Below are 23,040 nucleotides of genomic sequence, written 5' to 3'. Positions count from 1 at the left end.
CTCAGAAGATGCCCTGACCCGGCGTGAGGATGCGGGCCGGGTCGAAGCATCGCTTCGCGTGCTCGAAGCGCTCCCAGTAGGGATGCAGGTGGCGGCGCCAGTCGGCACGGCTCAGCGGAACGGCGTCCACGGGGTACATCTTTCCGCCTATGGCGGTGAGCCGCTCGAAGAGGGCGCGGTTCTTCTGCACGAGGGCCGCCACGTTCTCCGGCGTCGGGGGAATGGCGGTACGCAGCAGCGAGAAGAGAAAGACGTGCGGGTCCGTGGGGACTCGGAGGAAGGGGGCGGTGAGCGCCGCTGAGCGGAAGGGGTAGAGCAGAATGGGCCCCTGCCCCGTGTCTGCCTCGGTGGTCTGCGATAGCACCTCCTCCACGAACGCGGCCGCGGACCGGGCGGGAACGAACATGTCCATCCACGGGTGCGGAAACTCCCAGATACCGAGCTGTTGGAGCATCGCCACCAACGGCGCGAGCCGGTTGGCGAAGTCGAAGTAGCTGCTGTCCGTCACCTGGAGCGTCCCGGGTTGGAAGCCGAGACCCGCGAGCAACCTGTCGTCCTGCGGCTCGGAGCCAGGGGTGAAGTACTTCACCGCCTCGAGCTGAAAGGCCCATCCGCCCGCGGAGGGGACAACGGCACCCTCGACATAGTCGAAACGGCCGTCCTCGATAAGCCACCGCTGGTCGTCCAGGAAGCGGTGGAGGTCGCCGTACAGCGCGGTGTAGGTCCGCGCACGGGGTGGCACCTCGACGAGCCGTACCCGGGCACGCACGATGATGCCGAACTGGCCCAGCCCCGACCGCACGGCGTCGAACAGGTGCCGCTCGCAGGAGGGCGAGCACCGCACGAGCTCGCCCTCCCCCGTGACGACCTCCAGTTCCAGGACGTTGTCCACCTGGAGACCCCAGCGGAACGCCTGCCCGCCAATGCCGCCCACCGACAGCGTCCCACCAATGCTCAACTCGATGTAGTCGGTGAGTGTCGGTGGGCTCCTGCCGGAAGGAAGCGTGGCCTCCAGCAACTGGCGCCACCGGACACCCGCGTCCACCCAAGCGCTCGATTCGCCAATCTCGTGGATGGTCGAGAGCGCGGACATGTCGATGACGATGCCCGCCGGCACCTGGGACTGCCCGTAGGTGCTGTGGCTCTCGCCGAGCCCTCGCGCGGCGGCGATGTGCAGGCCCTGACGACGCGCGAAGCGGACCATGGCCACGATGTCCTCCACCGAGCCCGGGACGAGCACGGCCCAGGGCGTGCGATGGACGATGTGGCCAAAGTCCTCCGCGGCCGCGGTGAGCGACGCCGCGTCCATCAGCAGCGCCCCTTCCAGCGGAGGAAGGGGGACGGAGCCGGGCTCCAGCGTGGCGGCCCAGCTCCGGCTCGCGGGGTTGAATGCCATTGCCACCAACGATCCCTGGAGCAACGTCCTCCGGGAGAGAGCTCGACCCGTCATGAATTCCTCACTCCTTCGCGGCGCGCCGCACCCGCTCGCCGCACGTCAGAAAGGCGCGCATTCTGTTCCTACCTCATAGAACATGCCAGCAGCCTCCACCGGTACGCGCACCTCCCGCGGACCCGGTTCCCGCTTGATGGAGGACACGCGCTCTACGCCTCTGGGCGCGTTCATGACATGGTGAGAGCCCCCAAGGTCCAGCACCCTCGCTGGAGGGGGGGACCTCCCGTGAGCCATCGAATCCGAAACACCTCGAGCCTGCTCTGCGTTCTGCTTGCGTTCACCTGTGCCTGCCGGGCGTCAGAGCCTGCGCAGGAGGTCCAGCGCGAAGCACCTCCCTCCGTTGCGGCCGCCCCCACCCCGCCGTTCGACCCCGCCGAGGTGATTCGCCGCGTCCAGGCCAGGACCATCGCACCGACCGCACTGGAAGGGTCCATCTCGCCGGAGTTCGAGCTGGACGCACCGGTGTTCACTCCCGGGGCGGGCGAGCCGAACTACCCGTCCGTCGCCTCCGATGGAACGGGCTACCTCGTCGTCTGGGAGGAGCGCCAGGAATCGAATTACACCAAGATCTTCGGCATCCGCGTGAGCCAGGACGGCACCGTGCCGGACTCGCGGCGGATTCCCATCGCCACCCTGGAGGCGACCTACCAGGAAGCGCCGGCGGTGACGTTCGACGGGACGAACTACTTCGTGGCCTGGAGTGAGAGCACCGGCGGGGGCAACACCATCCATGGCGCCCGCGTGAGCAGCTCGGGAACCGTGTTGGATTCGCCCTCACTGCTCATCGCCAAGCCGACCTTCTCCGGGTACAGGCTGGAGAATCCCAGGGTGATCGCCGCCAACGGGCGCGTGCTCGTCGTCTGGTACCAACATTACATGTACCAGCCGTCCGCGCTCTTCGAGGGCAGGTTCGTGAGTCGCGAGGGAGTTGTCGACACCACCCGCGTCGACGTCTCGTCCGAGTCCCTGCAGGACAGCCTCTCGCTGGCCACCGATGGGCAGAACGTCCTCGCTGTCTGGCGGCAGTCCGTGTCGGGCAACTCGAGCACCATCCATGCCCGGCTCATCCCTCCCACAGGCACGACCGGGGGAAGCCCCAGGCTCATCGGTCGGTCGGCCTTGCCCTACTCCTCGCCCACCGTGGCATTCAATGGAACGCACTACCTCGTCGCCTGGATGGATGACAGCAACACCACGGCTCCAGGCTCCGACATCTCGGGCACGAGGGTGTCCACGACCGGGGCGGTGTTGGACTCCCCAAGCCGCACTCTGGTCCTGGGCTCGGGCTCCTTCTATCCGGACAACCCCCGGCTGGCGAGCGTGGGCTCGCAGTTGCTCCTGGCCTGGAACGACAACCGCCCAGGCACGAAGAGCGCCTACGCGACGCGACTGGATGCCTCGGCAAACGCGCTCGATGGAAAGGGGTTCGCGCTCACGACGGCCACGAACAGCGATTGGCCGCTGGTAGTGACCAGCTCGGCGACGAGCTACCTCGTGTTCTGGAATGATCAGCAGGCACTCGACCTCATCGGAACCCGGGTGAGCACCGCGGGCACCGTCCTGGACCCGAGCGGCTTTACCCTCAGCATCGGAGCCAACAGTGAGATCCGTGCCTCGGTGGCTTTCGACGGTACGAGCTACCTCGTTGTCTGGGAGGACGACCGCCACGGCACCACCGACATTCGAGGCACGCGGGTGAGCGCGAGCGGGACCGTGCTGGATCCCACCGGGCTCGTCATCTCCAACGCCTCGGATCATCAGCGCAATCCCGCCGTCGCCTTCAATGGCACCCACTTCCTCGTGGTCTGGGAGGACACTCGCGACAATTTCCGGCGCGACCTCTACGGGGCTCGGGTGAGCCCGGACGGAACGGTCCTGGAGCCAACGGGGTTCATCATCAGTGCCCATACCGATGGACAGGTCAAACCAGCGGTGGCGTCGGATGGGACGAACTTCCTCGTGGCCTGGACGGGCAGTGGCGGAATGATGGGCACGCGGGTGAGTCCGAGTGGTGCCGTGCTCGACCCCGCCTTCCTCACCTTCAGCACGGTCGCGGGCCAGGACCATGCGGCCATCGCCTTCGATGGCACGAACTACCTCGTCATCTGGACCCGATATGACTACACGAACCGGTTTCACGAGCTTTACGGCACGAGGGTGAGCAAGGCGGGAGCCGTGCTCGACAAGACGAGCCTCTACCTCACCTCCGCTTCTTACCCCATCGACGATCCCCAGCCCGCCCTGGCCTTCAATGGGACGCACTACCTGCTCGTCGTGAGCCATCTGATCAGCTACACCAGCTCCGAGACGGATCTCCGTGCCGTGCGGTTGGGCACGAACGGAGCAGTGATCGACTCCATCCCGATCTGCAAGGCCCCCGGTTCGCAGCGGGCGCCTTCGGTCGTGAGGATGGGGACGGACTTCCTCGTCGCCTGGGAAGACGCGCGCGGCGGCACGGGCTGGGACGTCTATAGTGGACGCGTCACGGCCTCGGGCCTGGCACTGGATGGAGACGGAGTCATCCTCTCCGCGGGCTCCGGCAACGAGACCAGGGTCCTCCTCGGCGCCGCGGGCCCGCTCCAGATGCTCTCCGTCTATCAGGTGGCGAATGACGCCCTGGGCCCGTTCGTCCAGCGCTTGAAGGCGCGGGTGATCGAAATGCAGCCCAATGTCCCGCCGACGGCGACGGCTCAGGAGGTCCAGGTCACGGAGGACACGGCCAGGAGCATCACGCTCACCGGACAGGATCCGGATGGCACGCTGATGATTTACAAGGTGACGTCAATGCCGAGCCACGGCACGATTTCGAGCAGTCGGCCCACGCTCACGTACACGCCCGCGCCGAACTACCACGGGCCGGACAGATTCACCTTCACCGTCTCCGATGGACAGGCCACCTCGGCTCCCGCCACGGTATCCATCACCGTCGCGGCGGTGAATGACGCGCCCGTGGCCACGGCCCAGTCCTTCTCCACCGTCGAGGACACGGCCAAGGACCTCACCCTCGCGGGCACCGATGTGGACGGGGACACGCTGACCTACAAGGTGGTGGCCGGGCCGACGCGCGGCACCCTCTCGGGCACCCCGCCCTCTCTCACGTATACACCCTCGGCGAACGCCTTCGGGTCAGACAGCTTCACCTTCACTGTCTCCGACGGAACGGTCACCTCCACTGCCGCCACGGTGTCGATCACCATCACGGGAGTGGATGACACGCCCGTGGCCACGGACCAGTCCCTCTCCACCAACGAGGACACGATCAAATCCGTTCGGCTCACGGGCATCGAGCCCGACGGTCAAACACTGACCTACAAGGTGGTAACGGGGCCAGGCCACGGCACGCTCTCGGGCACGGCGCCCTCACTCACGTACATGCCCGCGGCGAACTACCACGGCCCGGACAGCTTCACCTTCACCGTGTCCGATGGAAAGACCACCTCCGCTCCCGCCACGGTGTCGCTCACGGTCGTGGAGGTGAATGACTCCCCCGTGGCCCAAGCCCAGTCCTTCTCCACCAACGAGGACACCGCCAAGGACGTCACGCTCTCTGGCACCGATGTGGAGGGGGACACGCTGACCTACAAGGTGGTGGTGGGGCCGAGCCGCGGCACGCTCTCAGGCACCCCACCCTTCGTCACGTACACGCCCCCGCTGAACTACAACGGGACGGATACCTTCTACTTCTCCGTCTCCGACGGAAAGGCCACGTCTGGTCTCGCCATGGTGTCGATCACCGTCGTGGCGGTGAATGACGCGCCCGTGGCCCAAGCCCAATCCCTGTACACCAACGAGGACACGGCCAAAGGCATCATCCTCTCCGGCACCGATGTGGATTACAATTCGCTGAGCTATCAGGTGGTAGAGGGTCCGAGCCACGGCACGCTCTCGGGCACGGCGCCCTCGCTCACGTACACCCCCGCGGAGAACTACCACGGCCCGGATAGCTTCACCTTCACCGTGTCCGACGGAAAGATCACCTCGGCTCCTGCCACGGTGTCGCTCATCGTCGCGGCCATGAATGACGCCCCCGTTGCCACGGCCCAGTCTCTCTCCACCCTCGAGGACACAGCGCTTGGCCTCACCCTCGCGGGGACCGATGTGGATGGTGACCTGCCGAGGTTCCGCGTGGTGACGGGGCCGAGCCACGGCACGCTCTCGGGCACGGTGCCCTCGCTCACGTACACGCCCGCGGAGAACTACCACGGCCCGGACAGCTTCACCTTCACTGTGTCCGATGGGACGACCACGTCCGCTCCCGCCACGGTGTCGCTCACGGTTGCGGCGGTGAATGACGCGCCCGTGGCCCACGCCCAGTCCTTGTCCACCGCTGAGGACACGGCGCTCGAGCTCACCCTGGCCGGCGCGGATGTGGACGGCGACACGCCGAGCTTCCAGGTGGTGGAGGGGCCGAGCCACGGCACACTCTCGGGTACGGCGCCTTCGCTCACGTACACGCCCGCGCCGGACTACCACGGCCCGGACAGCTTCACCTTCACTGTCTCCGATGGGTACGTCACGTCCACCCCCGTCACCGTGCCACTCACCATTCTGGCGGTGAATGACGCACCCGTGGCCCACGCGCAGACACTGACCGTCTCGGCGACCACGCCTTCGCCCATCGTCCTCACCGGAAGCGATGCGGACGGTGACTCGCTCACCTTCACCCTCCTGACCCAGCCCGACACTGGCACGCTCACGGGGACGTCCGCTGAGCTGGTCTACACACCGCCCTCGGGCTTCCAGGGAGCCACGCGCTTCACCTTCTCGGTGAGCGACGGCAAGGAGTCCTCCACGGCCGAGTTCGAGCTCATCTCCGACGGAGGCGTCATCACCGGACCTGACGACGGCGGACCTGACGTCAACGAGTCTATGGGTTGCGCCTGTGACACCGGCTCGGGAGGCAGCAAGGGCGCGTTCGCGCCAGCCATGTTCCTCCTTGCCCTGCTGGTCTACTCACGGCGCAACCGCGGCCCAGCTTCCCGATGCCACGGAGGGACAACACTCGCCTTGCCGTCACGGCTGCAAGATAATGCCCTCCCCCATGCCTCACTCCGCCCCTCCAGGTAGCGCGGCGCCGCTCGGTACGCAGTTACTTGCCGAGCACTTCCGGGCGGACGCCGTAGCCCGCGAAGCCACGGTGACCCGGTTCATCAGCCGGGTGTCCTGCATCTTCGTCGTCTCCACGCTCGGGCTGAGCGCCCTCATCGGCTGGCCCCTCGCCCTGTCCGTCGCGGGCCTGTGTGCCTTCTTCGCTGTCTATTACGGGGGGCTTTCCCGGTTGCTGCGGCGAGGCTGGTTCCACCCCGCCATCCACTGGGTCAACGTCGGCCTGGAGACCACCACCGGGGCGTTCCTCTTCGTCTGCGACACGCTCTTCGCGAATGCCGAGCAGGCGCTGGCCAACCCCATGGCCGTCCTCTGGAGCGGGATCATCGTGCTCGCGGCGCTGCGTGGCAAACGCAACCTGGCCCTCTTCGCCGGCGGTCTCGTGGCCGCCCAGACGGTGCTGCTCTACTTCCTGCTGGCCTGGCCCCGGCTGACCGAGCCCGTTCCTCTGATGTTCACGCCGCCGCTCGTGATTCTGCGGGCCGCCTACTACTTCGTCATCGGATGGCTGGCGGCGCTCGTGGCCAGCTACCTCACGCACAGAGCCGAAGACGCACTGCACGCCGTGCGGGAGAAGGACCTGGTGGGCAAGTACTTCCTCCACGAGCGGCTGGGGGTGGGCGGCATGGCGGAGGTGTTCCGAGCCACCTACAGCCCCGAGGGCGGCTTCGAGAAGGTGGTGGCCATCAAGCGCATCCTCCCGGCCTATGCCGAGGACGAGGACTTCGTGACGCTGTTCCGCCGGGAGGCGGAGCTGGGCTCGCTGCTCAACCACCCCAACATCGTCCAGGTGCTCGACGTGGGCCGGTTCGGGGACACCTACTTCATGGCCATGGAGTACATCGAAGGACTGTCCCTGCGCGAGCTGCTCAAGAGCCACGGACCGCTGCCGCTGGCCGTGGTGGCCTACCTCGGAGCCGAGCTTGGCGAGGCGCTCGACTACGTGCACCGGCGCACCTCGAGCGAGGGCCTCCCGCTCAACCTCGTCCACCGGGACGTGAATCCGCCCAACATCCTCTTGTCACGGATCGGCGAGGTGAAGCTGGGGGACTTCGGGGTGGCGCGCGCGGCCATTCACGTCCGGCTCACCCGAGCGGACCGGGTGCGCGGCAAGCTGGGCTATCTGGCCCCGGAGCAGGCCCGGGGCCACGCCTTCGACGGGCGCGCGGATCTCTTCGCGCTTGGCCTCACGCTGCACGAGGCGCTCACGGGACGGCGCGTCTTCCAGGGGGAGGATGCCTCCGACACGTTGCGCAGCGCCCCGCCGCCCTTCCTCGTGCCGCCCTCGGTCCACCGCCCGGACGTGCCGCCCGCGCTGGATGCCGCCATCATGGACCTGCTCCAGTGGCAGGTGGCGAACCGCACGGACCGGGGCCAGCGGCTGCGCGAGCAACTCTGTGCCCTGACGGGAGCGCTCGCGCCCCATCCCCACGGACAGCGGGAACTGGGCCGCCTGGTGCAGGAAGCTCTCGCGCGCAAGGAAAGCCGGGTTCCGCCGCGGAGCACGGAGCAGGGGACCCGGCTGGAGCACACGCCCTCCCAGGCGGAAAGCGAGCAGCCTACGGCGGTGCTGCCGAAGGAAAGCCCGTTCGCGAGCGGCTCACGGTAGACCAGACCCCCTCGGCGGCAGCCCAGGGTTGCGACGTCATCGTGGCCGCCGCAGCCCTCCAGATCGCCGCTCGCTCCGCAGCCGAAGCGCCAGGCATCCGCCATGGCATGGACCGTCACGTGGACCAGCACGGGCCTTTCCGGATGCCATGGTTCCTGGAGCGCGAGCGTTGCTCCGCTCCGTCTCCGCCTGTCCCTGACGAATCAGAACCATGGGACTCTACCTTTCCCCGAAGCGTGAGGAGTCGCCATGGGGGATGGTTCGGAGGAACTCGAGGACTTCACTGACTTCAGTGACTCCTTCCTGAAGGAGATCGCCCGGGCTCAGATGCCCTCCCGTGTGCCGACTCCTGGCGCGCGGTTGGGGGGACGGGACGAGCACCGGTTCGAGGTGCTCGACACGCTGGGCGGCGGCGCCATGGGGCAGGTCTTCCGCGCCCTGGATGCGGAGCTGCAGCGCGTCGTGGCTCTCAAGTTCTTCCTGCCTCGCGGAGCGGGAACAAGGGAGGAAGCGCTCGGCGCGATTCTGCGTCAGGAAGCACGGGCCATCGCGCAGCTCGACCATGAGAACATCGTCCGCATTTTTGATGTAGGCGAGTGGGGCGGCGCACCTTGGGAGCCCCTCGTGCCCTTCCTCGTCATGGAGTGTCTGGACGGGGAGTCGCTCGGTTCGCTCCTGAGGCGGGAGCGCCCGGGGCTGCGACGCGTGCTGAGCCTCATGCGGGGCGTGGCCAGAGGCCTGGCTCATGCGCACGAGCGGGGCATCGTCCACCGCGATCTCAAGCCGAGCAATGTCTTCCTCACCCGACAAGGCACGGTGAAGCTGATCGACTTCGGACTGGCGCACCTCCTGGGTTCCGGCTCACACGTGCCCTACCTCCCCACGGCCGGAACGCCTCCCTACATGGCTCCGGAGCAGTGGCGGGGTGAGCCGCAGGATGCGCGCACCGATCTCTGGGCCGCGGGGGTGATGCTCTATGAGCTGCTCACCGGCGAGCTCCCCTACCCGAGCGTCAACCTGGAGGAGTTACGTGCGCGGGTGCTCTCTCCCGAGCCGGTGCCCTCGGTCCGCGAGCGGGCTCCGGAGCTGCCCGAAGAGGTGGCGCGGTTGGTGTCCTCGCTGCTGACGAAGGAGCCTGGCCGGCGGCTCTCCAGTGCGACCGTGTTGGCTGAACGGCTGCAGCAGTTGGAGACGCAACTTGGGCCGTGGCGTGAGGAGCCCCTTGCCCTGGGTCCTCAGCGCCGGCAGGTGACGCTCGTGTCTTGCAGGTTGGTGGGACTGGAGCGGCTCTCCGAGAAGCCCGACCCCGAGGATTCCCTCGAGATGGAGGAAGACTTCCACCGCAAGTGCTCGCGGGTCATCCAGCGACACGAGGGCTTCATCACCCATTGGCTCGGACAGGAGGTGCTCGCCTCCTTCGGCTACCCGGTGGCCCACGAGGACGATTCAATACGTGCGGTGCGCGCGGGGCTCGACCTGCTCAAGTGCTTTCAGAAAGAGCCTCCCCGGCTGCCGGGGCATGCGCTCTCCGTGGGAGTGGGGATTCATACCGATGCGGTGGTATTCACCGTCTCCGCTCAGCAGGCCTCCGGGACCGCACCTGCCATCCAGGGAGAGGCACCCCAGCTCGCTTCCCGGTTGGCGGGGCTGGCAGGGCCTGGAGCTGTGGCACTCAGCAGTAACACGTTGCTGCTGGTGCGCGGCGCCTTCGAGACCGAGCCCCTCGTCACCCAGGACCCTCTTGCGCCGGTGGGCGGACAGCGCTTGGACGCCTGGCGTGTGCTGCGCGAGCGCGAGGCGGTGATGCGCTTCGAGCGGGTGCTCGCCACCGGGACCGTCTCCCGCCTGGTGGGGCGGGAGCGGGAGCTTCGGATGCTCCTCTCTCTCTGGGAGGAGGCCCAGGAAGGGCGTGGCTCCTTCGTGCTCGTCCGGGGTGAGGCGGGTATCGGTAAGTCCCGCCTCATCCAGGAGCTGATCAGCCGGCTCTCCCCGGAGTCGGCCTACCTCATCCAGGGCCAGTGCTGGCCGCGACTCGAGAGCAGCGCCTTTGCTCCGATCGTTGATTTGCTGTGGCGGCGCTTCTTGCCTCACGGACCACGCGTGCGCTCGCGGCAGGAGCTGCGTGGCTATCTCGAATCGTTGCTGGGTGCACTGGGTCTGCTTCGCGAGCCCGAACTGGATGCTCGGTACATCGAAGGTCTCGTCTCCCTGCTCTCGCCAGTTGGCGCGGAGGTAACTTCTGTCATGGCGCTCCCGCTGGAGCAGAGAGAGAGCAAACGGTGGCTCCTCGATGCGCTGCGGGCCCTGTCCTCACGGATGGCGGAACATCGGCCGGTTCTCACCGTGATGGAGGACCTGCACTGGGCAGATCCATCCACCCTGGAGCTGCTCGGCGTCATGTTGGAGCACATCGGAGAGGAGCGAGTCCTCGTGGTGCTCAGCGCACGCACCGGGTTCGAGCCCCCCTGGCCGCCGCGACCCGGGTTCCATCGGCTCGAGCTCGGCCGACTGTCAGCGGAGTCCACCTCTGCACTGGTTCGGGAGGCGGCCAGGGGCCGGGCGCTGCCGGAAAAGCGGGTCGCGCAGCTCGTGGCGAAGACGGAAGGCATCCCGCTCTTCGTCGAGGAGATGACTCGCCTGATGCTCGAACGGGCGCCCGGAGCGATACCGCTCACCCTCCACGAGTTGCTCGCGAGCCGACTCGATGCGCTTCCGCCCCGGCAGCGGGTGTTGGTCTGGTTCGGTGCCGGGGTGGGCCGCCGCTTTACCGGAGCCTTGCTGGCCACGCTCACACGACGGAGTGAGGCCGAGCTGCGTCAGGACCTCGCGTCCCTGGTGGCGGCGGGAATCTTCCAGAGGGACGACTCCGAAGAGCCAGGCTACCAGTTCCACCATGCGCTGCTGCAGGATGTGGCCTGGCAAGCCCTTCCGCGCGGCCGGCGGCGGGAGTTTCACCGGCACATCGCCCAGGTTCTGGAGGCGCGGTTCCCCGAGGTGGTGGGCGCCCAACCCGAGGTGCTTGCCCACCACTACACCGAGGCGGGGCAATTCGAGCTGGCCCTTCGTTACCGGATGCGCGCGGTGGCGCTCTCCTTCCAGCGTTGGGCCTACCCGGAGGCCATCCAGCATATGCGGCAGGCGCTGGCCCTGCTGCGAAGCCTTCCGGATGCCTCACGACGGAGCGGTGAAGAGATGATGCTGCTCAACTCGCTTGGCATGGCGCTGATAGGCACCCAGGGCTATGACGTGCCCGAGCTTGAGCAGACCTATGCGCGTGCGTTGGAGCTGTTCAAGCAGGAGGGGGAATCACTCCCGTATCTCGACCAGCTGTGGATGTGGATGTCCGGCTACTTCATCGGCGGAGGCCGTTTCTCGCTGGCGAGCGAGCTGGCGGAGAGGATCCTGGCCCTTGGCCGGAGACGAGCAGACACGATGTTGAGTGCCTATGCCTACCGGTGCCTGGCGGTCATTTCCCACCACCGGGGGGAGCTCCTCAAGAGTCTGGAGCTGCTCGAACAGGCGAGGACTTTCTACGCGGAAGAGCCGGTCCTGGCCGCTCCCCTCAGCGGTCTTTGGGCTGACATGGAGGCGGTGGATTCGAGCTTCATCTGCCTCATCCGGCTGGTGCTGGGTGATGTGCAGCGGGCATGGCAGTTCGGCCTCGATGCATTGGCGCGGGCCAGACGGCTGAACCACCCCGGGACCCTGAGCTTCGCACTGATCTCGCTGACGAGAGCCGCCCAGCTCCACCGGGATGCCCAACGTACCCTGGAGTGGACCCAGGAGGGCATGCTCGCCGCGTCCAAGGGGGGGTTCAAACCCTCAGAGGAGATACTGAGGGGGTTCCGTGGCTGGGCACTGGCCAGACTGGGGCGGCGCAAGGAGGGTCTCGAACTTCTGCGCGAGAGCGTTGAACAGTTGAAGCGGATGGGAGCCTGGCCCAGCGTTCCCTATCTCCAGGGACTTCTCGCGGAGGTGCAGGGAAGTCTGGGGCAAGTACGGGAGGGACGGGCCTTGGTGGAGGAGGCACTGCAATGCACGAACAAGCTCGGTGACCGCTTTCTCGCTCCCGAACTGCATCGCATCCGGGGGGAACTCCTGCGATTGCGAGGAGAGAATGGCGAGGCGATGCGTTGCTTCCTCCGGGCCCGCCTCATGGCCCGTCGCGAAAAGGCAGCCCTGCTCGAACTGCGCGCAACGGTGGCACTGGCGCGGCTGCTGAGAGACACGGGCAACGATGCGCAGGCGCGCCGGACGTTGGTGCGAGCCTGCCATGAGTGCAGGGTGGATACCGATGCCGTGGACTTCCAGGACGCCCGGCTCCTGCTCGAGCAATTCTCGACGCCGCAGGAGGGCCTCGTGGCTTGGTGACAAGGCTTGCGCTGGGGTCCGGGCAACATCTCGGCTCAGCGGAACGGCCCCGTCACTTCGAAGGTGACACCGCGGCCATTCGTGCCGCGCTGCGAGCTGAAGTAGAGCCGGTGCCCATCCGGGCTGAACGCGGGGCCGGTGATTTCCGAGCCAGCGTGGCCCTCGAGCTGGAGGAAGGGGGCCACCACCCGGTCCGGGGTGATGATACAGATTTGAAGGTCGCCGCCGTCCTCGGCCACGTAGAGGTCGCCCGAGCGCGACACGGTGACGTTGTCCACGCCAGTGAGCGGCGAGTCCGGGTGGAGGCCGTCGTCGTAGATGATTTCCAGCCGCCCAGTGGCAGGCGTGTGGGCCCACACGCGGTTGTCGCCCTTGGTGGTGAAGTAAACGACGCCGCTGTCGTACCAGCAGCCCTCGCCCCCGTCGAAGGCCGAAGTCCACAGCGCCGCGAGCTGCAGCCACGCGGGCACCGACGCGGACACCTTGTACCAGCTCAGGGTGGCGGTGCCCGCCAGCGCGTCACCGGAGATGCGCGCTGCTTCCAAGGTGCCGGACTCCAGGGACGGCCAGTTGGACGGTGTGAAGCGATAGAAGCGTCCGTTGGAGCGATCCTCCGTCAGGTACAGCCGTCGGCCCAGCGGGTCCACCGCCACGGCCTCGTGCGCGAAGGTACCCAGCTCCTTGCGCTCCACGCCCTGCGAGGGATTGAACGGGTCGCACTCCCAGACGTGGCCTCCGTCCCACTCCTCGCAGGACAGCCACGTGTTCCACGGCGTGGGCCCACCGGCGCAGTTGCTCACGGTATTGCTCAGAATGCGGTACGCGGACACCACATTGCCGCCACCGTCGAACCGCACCGCGGACGCGCCGCCACCCAGGGGTAGCTCGCTGTTGGACGTGTAGACCCAGCCGCCGTCACCCGTGGCGAAGCAGGCGCCGCCGTCCGGGCTGCCATGCCAGGTATAGCTCGTGCCCGGAACCACCTCGCCCGTGCGCGCGATGATGCGCGAGGCGAAGCCCGCCGGAAGCCGCACGCCCTGAGCATCGGGCGAGCCGGAGATGGCGCCGTAGGGGCTCGGCCCGGGCTGGGCGGGCGCCGCGTAGGCCTTCTTCCAGAAGCCGGGGCCCAACACCAGTGCACCGCTGCCCACCGCGGAGAGATGAAGGAAGTGACGACGATTCAAGCGCATGCGGACTCCTCCCGTTCGTGAGGGAAGGTGGAGCGTTTCGTTTTCGCAGCGCGGGCATCGTCAACACCCGGTCAGGAGTGGCTGACGAACTGGTCGAGGGAGGGTGACGGGTCCGAGCGGGGTGGAAAGGCGGTAGGGGGACTGCAATCGCTCCCCGTTCTCAGCGGGACTCGGGATGGGCGCCGAGCCATTCATCCGCTTCAGTACGGGCGGACCCTTTCAGCTGCTCTCTCAATTCTTGAATCCGCTGACGCGCCCGCGCGCGATCCTCGCCGCCGTTCTCCCACTGGAGCAGTGCCAGACGGAATCTCGTCTCCGCCTGCTCCGGGCCCAGGTCTGGACGCCGCTCGAAGATGGCGAGTGCTCGCTCCAGGGAAGCGCGCGCCTGAGAGAGCCGTCCCAGCCCGGCCAGCGCCAGACCTACCTGGTAATGGGCCGTGGCCACATGGGGATGCTCTGCCGGGAACGAGGCGGTGAAGATCTCCAGCTCGCGCCGGAAGTGCTCCAGAGCCTCGGTGTACCGCCCCAGCTTCATCAGCGAGACGCCTATCGAGTCCAGCGTCACTCCCACCAGGACGTGACGAGGACCGAACTTCGTGGTGCGCAGGGACAGCGCCTCGTTGCTGACCGCCAGCGCCTCCTCGAATCGCCCGAGGCTCCTGTACACGGAGGCCATGTTCGTGAGGATATTGGCCAGGGAATCCGAGTCCTTTTCCTTGCTCGCGCGCTCGATGTCCACGGCGCGCTGAAACGCGGCGAGCGCCTGCTCATACTCACCCAGATCGTCGAGCAGGGCGGCCAGGTTGGACAGCGTCTGGGCATAACGGGAGGACTGCTCACCTGACAGACGCGCGTAGATCCGCAGCGACCGCTCATACGCCTCGCGCGCCTCGGGGAGCTGATGCCGGTGTTTGGCGATGATGGCGAGCAGGTTGAGCCCGGTGGCGAGCTTCATGGTCTCGGGCCCCCAGTGACGCTCGTACAACTCCAGGGAGCGACGAATGGCGGCGTAGGCCTCATCCGATCGCCCCTGCATGTAGAACGAGGCGGCCAGACCGTACAGGGCGCTGGCCAGGGCGGGCGCGTCTGGCCCGAGTTGCTGCTCCAAGGCCTTGACGCGCTCCTGGTCCAGGTTGACCGCCTCGGCGTAGTTTCCCTCCCGGTCCGCCAGCCCCGAGCGCGTCCCCAGCAGCGCCGTCTCCAGGAGCAGGTCCCGGTGGCCCAGCCGGTCGAGCTTCGCCTGGGCATAGTCGATGCAGCGGTGCGCCTCGGCGAACTCCTTCCGCTCGGTGCCGTAGAGCAGGGCCAGCAGCGTCCAGGCTCGCGTGGCGAGCGAGTCCTCGTGTCCCTTCTCCGCCCGGAGCGCCGCCCGGTGGAACCGCTCGAGCGCCTGCGGAATCTGCTCATCCAGCTGCCGCAGCTCTCCCTCGAGGAGGAGCACCTCGGCCTGCAGAGGAGGGTAGGCCACCGCCTCGGAGGCCCGGGTCAGTGCTTCAGCGCGTGGGAGCGCCTCCTTGAGGTGGCCCAGCTCCTTGAGCGTCTCCAGCTCCGCCAGCTGTCCGCGCAGCGTGAGCACCTGCTGCCGGACGGAGGCATCCTGGGGCAATCCCGGAGCCTCCAGCAGCGCCGCCGCGTTGGCGCACTCGCTCAGCGCCGGGAGCGCATGCACGGCGTCCAGCGCCTTGTCCGCCGTGGCGCGCTCGGCGTGCTCCAGCTCACGTGCCAGGGCCGACATGCGCTGCAGCGCATGATCCAGGCACAGCATGCGACGATCGAGCAGTTGCTCGGACTGCTCACCCCGGACGCGCGTGGCCTCGCAGGCCTCGCGGTGCATGGAGGCCCAGTCCGAGGTGTAGGCATCCACGCTCCGGGTGAGCAGCTCCCAGGTCCGTTCCGCGCCGGGAGCCCCGCTGGCCAGCAGCCCGCGGCGCACGCGCTCCCGGGTCGCGGCGCCCCAGGCGGACTGGACACGCGCCGGCCCTCCGGCACACAGCTGGGCCGAGCGGTACGTCCACTGAGCGAGGCCTGCTCCCAGCAACCCCAGCAGCAACACCCCCGCCCCCACCAGCGCCACGATGTGCCTGCGCCGCCGCGCCGGATCGCTCTCCAGCAGGGCCAGCAGTGCCTCCATGGATGGGTGGCGAGCCGATGGCTCGGGCTGGAGCCCGCGCACGAGTGCTGCGTGAATTCGCTCGGGAATGTGGCGCTGAGCAGGCGCGGCGCGCAGGCGGCCCGCGGTGACTTCTTGTTTCAGCTCAGCGGGCGAAGTGCCGGTGAAGGGGTGCTCCCCATAGAGCGCCTCCCAGAGCGCCACGCAGAAGCTGAATTGATCCGTCCAGGGGCCCGTGGTCGCGCCCCGCCACTGCTCGGGAGCCATGTAGCGGGGCGTGCCGGCCTGCGTGCCTGACAGGCTCGAGGCGTGGGTGAGTCCGTTCGCGCCAGGAGCGGCCCCCGCTTCGGCTGTAGCGAGCGTGTCCGGCGTGACCTCCGTCACTCGCGCCAGACCGAAGTCCGTGACGCGCACCCTGCCCTCGCGCCCGATGAGCACGTTGTCGGGCTTGAAGTCGCGGTGGACGACTCCCACCGCATGGGCGGCGACGAGCCCCCTGCCCGCCTCCGCGAAGCAGTGCAACACCTGTTGCCAGCTGTGAGAACCGGCGGACAGCCATGTCCTGAGCGTCTGCCCGTCCACCAACTCCATGGCCACGAACACCTGCTCGCCCTCGCTGCCCACGTCATAGACGGTGACGACGTTGGGATGAGACAGCCGGGCCAGCGTGCGAGCTTCGCGTTGCAGCCGATTCCTGCCCTCGGGAGAAGAGGCCCCGTGAGGGCCGTTTGGCGGCAGCAGCTTGAGCGCGACCTTCCGGTCGAGCCCTGGATCATACGCCGAGTACACCACGCCCATGCCACCGAGCCCGATGGGATCGAGCACCAGGTAGCGCCCCATGGCCGTACCGCGGGCGAGCACCGGCGCGGGTTGGGACCGTGACGAGACGTTGGAGGCGGGGCCGTTCTCCGCGATGAGTGCCGACACCACCTCCAAGCACACGCTGCATCGGACCAGGTGTGCATTGAGTGCAGAGCGCTCGGTTTCAGGGAGCGAGCCCGAGGCGAAGCTGATCAGCGCCTGCTCGGGTGGGCACCCCCCAGTGCCTGATGACGAGGATTGGCTCATGGAGACGTGACGATACGCGACGGGAGAACCTTATGAACTCGAGCACGCGCGCATGTGGGCTGGCGTGGTACGCGGAATGCAGTCGGGTACCCGTCAGGACCTGAAGCCGATGAGGAGTGCGAACATGGCACGCAACTTGTGGAAGTGGGGCCGCATGGGGGGTGTGTTGGTGCTGCTGGCCGGACACGCATACGAAAAGCCCACGTCCATCGCGTTCACCGCCGCCTACTCCGACAGCGACGATGCGTCAGGGCAGCAGACCCTGGTGGCCACGAGCCAGCTGAAGTGGGGCGTCCCCGCGAGCTTCGGAGTGCTCTCTTTCGTCGAAGGGGGACGCCGCCACTATCCACCCCTCGAGGAGGCGCTGAAAGGCGGGAATCTGCAGATCGAGATCCGCCGCCTGAAGGGCGACAACCTCTTCGACAAGGAGTGACCTCATCGCGGCCTGGCCCTTGCTCCGCGGCCAGGATCGCACCTGCTGTAGGCAGTCCCAGGTGCTCCCGTATCGCTCGCGCTCCCGGGCCCCTCCTCTCCAAAAAAAGATTGCGCACGATTCAATCCTAAACGACACTCAGGACAGAGGAGCATCAGGCCCTGACACGCGCCATCCACACGCGGGGCGAGGTCAGTTGCGAGCGCAGAGGGGCATCCACTGCTCACGGCCTGCCGGCCAGCATCCACGAACTTCCCTTGGAGGAGTCATGTCTCAAGACGTTGCCGTGGCACGCCCCAGTCTCCTGAAAACCCTTGCACGCATCTGGCTGGGAGCCTCTTTGCTCCTCGCGGGTGCGGGCCACCTCACGTGGGCCCGCACCGAGTTCCAGGCCCAGGTCCCGAAGTGGGTCCCCCTCGACGCCGACTTCGTCGTCCTCGCTTCGGGCGTGGTCGAGCTCGTGCTCGGCGCGGCGCTCATCTTCGCGCGCCGCCTGCGCCCACAAGTCGGGTGGGTGGTGGCCGCGTTCTTCGTCGCGATCTTCCCGGGCAACATCTCGCAGTACGTCCATGGCATCAGCGCGTTCGGTCTCGACACCGACAGGGCGCGCTTCATCCGGCTCTTCTTCCAGCCCGTCCTCGTCGCCTGTGCCCTCTGGTCAACCGGCGCGTGGGCGGCCTATCGCGAGTCGAAGCGCGCGAAGTGACGCGGCCATCCGGCCCGCGGCAAGCGCTCAGACGGCGCCTTCGTCGACGATCGCCTGGGTCGCGTCCTCCAGCCAGCGGCGGGTGGCGGTGAGGCGCGCCCCGGAGAGCCCCTGAAGGGGCAGCAGCTTCCAACTGGTGAGGAAGCCGTTCCAGAGGATGCTGAGCCGCACCGCACGACCCTCGCCGTCCGGGGGTCCCAGCCACCGGGCCAGCGGGGTAATCACCTTCATCTGGAGGAACTCGACGCTCGCCGCATGCGCCTCGGGGTCAGCCGCCGAGAGGAGCATCATCAGCAGAGGGCCCGATGCGTCCGGCGAGTCGAAGAAGGCCGCCACCATGTCCTTGCCGAAGCGGCGCCGGTCTCCCTCGAGCGCCGGGGTGATGTCGAGCACCTCCAGCGTCGCCCGGTACAGCCCCAGCTTCGAGCCAAAGTAGCGGCCGACGAGCGCGGAGTTCACCCCGGCGAGCTCCGCCACCTCGCGCACACCGGTCTGGACGAAGCCCCTCGTGGAGAACAGGGTTCGGGCGGCGGTGAGAATCGCGGCGCGAGTGCGCTCGGCATCTCGCTGGCGCCCCGGCCTCTTGGGCTCAGAAGGGTTGGACATGTACACCACCGTTTACTTAGGACAGCAAATAGGTTATGTCCAGGATGTACACAGCCGTGTACATGCGCCGCGGCTGTCAGGTCGAAAGGATTGCGGATGATTGCGTCGAAGAAGGATGAGCTCTCTTTTTCTCCGGAAGCGCTGAGGGAGAAGTACCGGCTCGAGCGCGAGAAGCGGCTGCGTGCTGACGGCAACGCCCAGTACCGCGACCTCAGCGGCATCTACGCGGACTTCGACAAGGACCCCTACGTCGAGCCCGGCTTCACGCGTCCGGCGCTGGCGGAGAAGATCGACGTGCTCATCGTCGGCGGTGGCTTTGGCGGCATGCTGGCGGCGGTGCGGCTGCGCCAGGCCGGCGTCCATTCCTTCCGCATCGTCGAGAAGGGCGGCGACTTCGGCGGCACCTGGTACTGGAACCGCTATCCGGGCGCCGCCTGCGACGTGGAGTCCTATATCTACATGCCGCTGCTGGAGGAGACCGGCTACATCCCCAAGGAGAAGTACGCCAAGGCGCCGGAGATCTTCGCCCACTGCCAGCGCATTGGCCGGCAGTTCGACCTCTACAAGGCGGCGCTGTTCCAGACCCAGATTGAGCGGATGGACTGGGACGAGAACACCCGGCGCTGGAACGTCACGACCACTCGAGACGACAAGCTCGCGGCGCGGTTTGTCATCATCGCCGGTGGCATCATGCACAAGGCGAAGCTGCCTGGCATCCCGGGCATCGAGACCTTCAAGGGCCACAGCTTCCACACGAGCCGGTGGGACTATGCCTATACCGGCGGCGGCCCCACGGGCGGAATGACCAAGCTGGCAGATAAGCGCGTGGGCATCATCGGAACGGGCGCGACGGCGGTCCAGGTGGTCCCCCAACTCGGTGCTTCAGCCAAACAGCTGTACGTCTTCCAGCGCACGCCCTCGGGCGTCGGGGTGCGGGCCAACCAGCCCACCGACCCGGAATGGGTGAAGACGCTCAAGCCCGGCTGGCAGGAGGAGCGCATCCGCAACTTCACCGCGTTCGTCTCCGGTCTCCAGCAGGACGTGGACCTGGTGCGGGACGGGTGGACTTCTCTCTTCGATGCTTCCGAGACCCGCCGCGCCAAGAGCCCCGAGGAGGCGGCGGAGATCCACCAGCTGACCAACTTCCGCAAGATGGAGGAGATCCGCGCGCGGGTGGCCGCCATCGTCAAGGATCCGGTGACGGCCGAGGCGCTCAAGCCCTACTACGATCCGCTGTGCAAGCGGCCCTGCTTCCACGACGAATACCTGGATACGTTCAACCGCCCCAACGTCCAGCTCGTGGATACCGACGGCAAGGGCGTGGAGCGGATCACCCCCAACGGCGTGGTGGTGAAGGGCAAGGAATACGAGGTCGACTGCCTCGTCTACGCCTCGGGCTTCGAGGTCACGGGCGACTACACCCGCAAGCTGGGCTTCGACATCCGCGGGCGCGGCGGCAGGTCCTTGAGCGAAGCCTGGGCCGACGGCCCGTCGACGCTCCACGGCGTGACCAGCCGCGGCTATCCGAACCTCCTGCTGATCGGCCTCATCCAGAGCAGCTGGGCGATCAACTTCGTCCACATCCTCGGGGAGCTGGCGCGGCATGCCGCCTACATCGTCGAGCAGAGCCTGAAGCGGGGCGTCGAGGCGGTCGAACCGACGGAGCAGGCGCAGGAGCAGTGGTGGGGGAAGATCCTCGTCAGCCTCCAGAAGGGCCACGTCTTCGGCGGTGCCGAATGCACGCCCGGCTACATCAACAACGAGGGTGCCAAGCCCGACCCGAGCCTGATTCGCAGTGCCGGTTACGGGGGCGGCACGCTCGAGTTCATCGACATCCTGGAGAACTGGCGCAAGTCTGGTGAGCTCTCGGGCCTGGAGCTCACCCAGGGAGGCAACAACCCGTGATGACGCGATTCCTCTCCAAGACCCTGGCGGCCGGGCTGCTGCTGGTGAGCGGCCAGGCTCTCTCCGCCACCCCTCCACCTGCGTACCGGCAGGAGGTAGTGGTGGCCGGCTCTCCCTTCCAGGGCGTCCATGGGCTGGCGCTCGATGGGAAGGGGCACCTGCTGGCCAGCAATCTGCTCGGCCAGTCGGTCCACTCCATCGACTTGAGCAACGGTGCGGTGAGCACCCTGGTGGGGCCTCCGCTGGGCGGTGCCGATGATGTGACCCTGGGCCCGGATGGCTCCATCTACTGGACCGGTTTCTTCTCCGGCCGGTTGATGCGGCGCACCCCGGATGGAAAGACGCGCGTCATCGCCGAGAAGCTGCCGGGCCTCAACTCGCTGGCCTTCCGCCGCGATGGCAGGCTCTACGTCACCCAGCTCGGCCGGGGCGATGATGTACTGTCGGAGGTGGATCCAAGCGGGCGCAAGCCTCCCCGGCGGATCCTCTCCGGGCACGGCTTCCTCAACGGCTTCGAGTTCGGTCCGGATGACCGGTTGTACGGCCCGCTCCTGATGAAGGGGCAGATTGTCCGTATCGACGTGGATACGGGCAGCATCGAGACCGTGGCGCAGGGCTTCGCGATGCCGGTCGCCACCAACTTCGATGCGAGCCGCGAGAACCTCTACGTGCTGGACTCGGTGCTGGGCCAGCTGGTCCGCGTCCGGGTGGCCACGGGAGAGAAGACGGTCGTCGCGAAGCTGCCCACGGGGCTCGACAACCTGACGGTCGGCCCCGATGACCAGGTGTACGTGTCCAACATGGTGGACAACGACATCCGTGTGGTGAATCCCGCGGATGGCTCCATCCGGCCGCTCGTCGAGGCGCGCTTGAGCGTGCCCTCGGGCCTCGCCGTCGCGCCGGATGATCCGGACGAGAACCTGTACGTGGCGGATGTGTATGCCTTTCGCCGGGTGGGCGGGCGAGATGGGAAGATTTCCCAGACGACCCGGGTCCTCTCCACCCGGATGACCTTCCCAATGCACGTGAGCCTGGGCGCGAAGCACGTGGTGCTGAGCAGTGCCTACCTGGGGAATGTGCAGGTCCTGGATCGGGCCTCGGGAGAGGTGCTGCGGACGATTCCCAACACGAATGGCGTCCAGGGCGCGCTCGAGCTCCCCGATGGCACGCTGCTGCTCGCCGAGGCCACCACGGGCAAGCTCGTGCGGGTGGATGCCGCCGAGCCCGCGGGGACCACGGTGCTGACCGGGGGCCTGGAGGGGCCGGTGGGGCTCGTGGCCGACACGGAGGCGAAGGAGCCGGGGGTGTACGTCACCGAGGTGCGCTCGGGGCGGGTGACCTGGGTGCGCCTCTCGGATGGGACCCGGCGCACGGTGGCCAAGGGCTTGAAGGCACCGGAGGGCATCGCCCGGCATCCCGACGGCGGATTGATCGTCGCCGAGGTGGGCCGCAAGCGGTTGGTGCGCATCGACCCGGCCACGGGCCGCTCCACTGTCATCGCGAGCGGCTTGCGCATCGGGCTGCCCGAGAGCGCGGGCATGCCACCCGGGTACATCCCCACGGGGGTCGCCGTGGGCGGCTCGGGGACCATCTATCTGTCGTCCGATGTGGAGAGCGCGCTCTACCGGTTCGTTCCCGTGCCGCAGGAGGAGAGGAGAGCACAGCCATGAAGGTGCAGAACAAGATCGTCGTCGTGACCGGCGGCGGAAATGGCATGGGCAGGGAGCTCGTCCTCGCTCTTCTGTCGAGGGGCGCGAGCGTCGCCGCCGTGGACATCAACGCGTCGGCCCTTGAGGAGACCGCCAGGCTGGCGGGGATGAACAGCAGCAACCTGGCCACCTACACCGTGAACATCACGGACCGGGCCGCGGTGGAGGCGCTCCCGGAGCGGGTCATCTCCCGCTTCGGGGCCGTCGACGGCATCATCAACAACGCGGGCGTGATTCAACCCTTCGTCAAGTTGAAGGACCTCGACTTCGCGGCGATCGAGCGGGTGATGAACGTCAACCTGTTCGGAACGCTCTACATGACGAAGGCGTTCCTGCCGCACCTACTCGCCCGCCCGGAGGCGCACATCACGAACATCTCCAGCATGGGGGGCTTCCTGCCCGTGCCGGGACAGACCATCTACGGAGCCTCCAAGGCGGCCGTGAAGCTGCTGACGGAAGGTCTGAACTCGGAGCTGCAGGGGACGAACGTGCGGGTCACGGTGGTCTTCCCGGGCGCGATTGGCACGAACATCGCGGTAAACTCGGGGGTGATGGATACCCTGCAGGTAAAGAGCGGGGAGGCGCCGCCGGTCAAAATCCTGTCCCCGGACAAGGCCGCGCGGATCATCCTCGACGGTATCGAGAGCAACCGCTACCGCGTCCTGGTGGGCTCCGACGCCAGGCTCATGGATGCCATCTACAGACTGCACCCGCAGCGCGCGGCGCGGTTCATCCTCGATCAGATGAGCAGTTTGTTGCCGCAATAGGAGCGAT

General features: G+C 67.5%; 12 protein-coding genes. 8 read left to right on the top strand and 4 right to left on the bottom strand.

Translation table 11 applies throughout. From position 1 onward, the window contains the following. Position 1: 1 nt before the first annotated feature. Positions 2–1,450 (bottom strand): FAD-binding protein, encoded by a 1,449-nt coding sequence (locus F0U60_RS12530; RefSeq protein WP_395818483.1) that lies wholly within the window; start codon positions 1,448–1,450, stop codon positions 2–4. Between the two features lie 228 nt (positions 1,451–1,678). Between F0U60_RS12530 and F0U60_RS12525 the strand changes: the two genes are divergently transcribed. The 3 genes from F0U60_RS12525 (at position 1,679) to F0U60_RS12515 (ending at position 12,539) form a co-directional block, all read left to right on the top strand. After that, the gene (locus F0U60_RS12525; RefSeq protein ID WP_395818481.1) at positions 1,679–6,520 is read left to right on the top strand and encodes an Ig-like domain-containing protein; all 4,842 of its coding nucleotides are present in this window, start codon (positions 1,679–1,681) and stop codon (positions 6,518–6,520) included. Then, entirely contained in the window at positions 6,495–8,168 is a 1,674-nt protein-coding gene (locus tag F0U60_RS12520) for a serine/threonine-protein kinase (RefSeq protein WP_395818478.1), read from the top strand. Before F0U60_RS12525 ends, F0U60_RS12520 begins: the two co-directional genes overlap by 26 nt. Before the next feature lie 249 nt (positions 8,169–8,417). After that, positions 8,418–12,539 (top strand): protein kinase, encoded by a 4,122-nt coding sequence (locus F0U60_RS12515; protein ID WP_395818475.1) that lies wholly within the window; start codon positions 8,418–8,420, stop codon positions 12,537–12,539. A 35-nt stretch (positions 12,540–12,574) separates the two neighbouring features. Here F0U60_RS12515 and F0U60_RS12510 read toward each other — a convergent pair whose 3' ends face one another. Continuing rightward, the gene (locus tag F0U60_RS12510; protein ID WP_395818473.1) at positions 12,575–13,729 is read right to left on the bottom strand and encodes an alkaline phosphatase PhoX; all 1,155 of its coding nucleotides are present in this window, start codon (positions 13,727–13,729) and stop codon (positions 12,575–12,577) included. A 160-nt stretch (positions 13,730–13,889) separates the two neighbouring features. Continuing rightward, positions 13,890–16,766: a tetratricopeptide repeat protein gene (locus F0U60_RS12505; protein ID WP_395818470.1), complete on the bottom strand. Its 2,877-nt coding sequence runs from the start codon at positions 16,764–16,766 to the stop codon at positions 13,890–13,892. Between the two features lie 265 nt (positions 16,767–17,031). Between F0U60_RS12505 and F0U60_RS12500 the strand changes: the two genes are divergently transcribed. Then, a complete protein-coding gene (locus F0U60_RS12500; RefSeq protein ID WP_395818467.1) occupies positions 17,032–17,340 on the top strand; it encodes a hypothetical protein in 309 nt (102 codons plus the stop codon). Between the two features lie 268 nt (positions 17,341–17,608). Then, complete coding sequence (locus tag F0U60_RS12495) at positions 17,609–18,046, top strand: DoxX family membrane protein (RefSeq protein ID WP_395818464.1); 438 nt, start codon at positions 17,609–17,611, stop codon at positions 18,044–18,046. Positions 18,047–18,073: 27 nt separating this feature from the next. Here the strand turns inward: F0U60_RS12495 and F0U60_RS12490 are convergent, their stop codons facing one another. Then, positions 18,074–18,652 (bottom strand): TetR family transcriptional regulator, encoded by a 579-nt coding sequence (locus tag F0U60_RS12490; protein ID WP_395818462.1) that lies wholly within the window; start codon positions 18,650–18,652, stop codon positions 18,074–18,076. 96 nt (positions 18,653–18,748) lie between these two features. On the opposite strand from F0U60_RS12490, the gene F0U60_RS12485 reads away from it, so the two are divergent. The 3 genes from F0U60_RS12485 to F0U60_RS12475 are packed head-to-tail and all read left to right on the top strand — an operon-like array spanning position 18,749 to position 23,033. After that, positions 18,749–20,557 carry a flavin-containing monooxygenase gene (locus F0U60_RS12485; RefSeq protein ID WP_395818460.1) on the top strand — a complete coding sequence of 603 codons (1,809 nt, stop codon included), beginning with the start codon at positions 18,749–18,751 and terminating at the stop codon, positions 20,555–20,557. Next, the gene (locus F0U60_RS12480) at positions 20,557–22,227 is read left to right on the top strand and encodes a DUF6923 family protein (protein ID WP_395825211.1); all 1,671 of its coding nucleotides are present in this window, start codon (positions 20,557–20,559) and stop codon (positions 22,225–22,227) included. Before F0U60_RS12485 ends, F0U60_RS12480 begins: the two co-directional genes overlap by 1 nt. Continuing rightward, positions 22,224–23,033: an SDR family NAD(P)-dependent oxidoreductase gene (locus tag F0U60_RS12475; protein WP_395818458.1), complete on the top strand. Its 810-nt coding sequence runs from the start codon at positions 22,224–22,226 to the stop codon at positions 23,031–23,033. The genes F0U60_RS12480 and F0U60_RS12475 overlap by 4 nt, the downstream gene beginning before the upstream one ends. The last annotated feature ends 7 nt before the right edge of the window (positions 23,034–23,040 follow it).

The organism is Archangium minus (genome assembly GCF_044360475.1).
Lineage (GTDB): Bacteria > Myxococcota > Myxococcia > Myxococcales > Myxococcaceae > Archangium > Archangium minus.
This window is presented reverse-complemented; position numbering and strand designations above follow the sequence as displayed.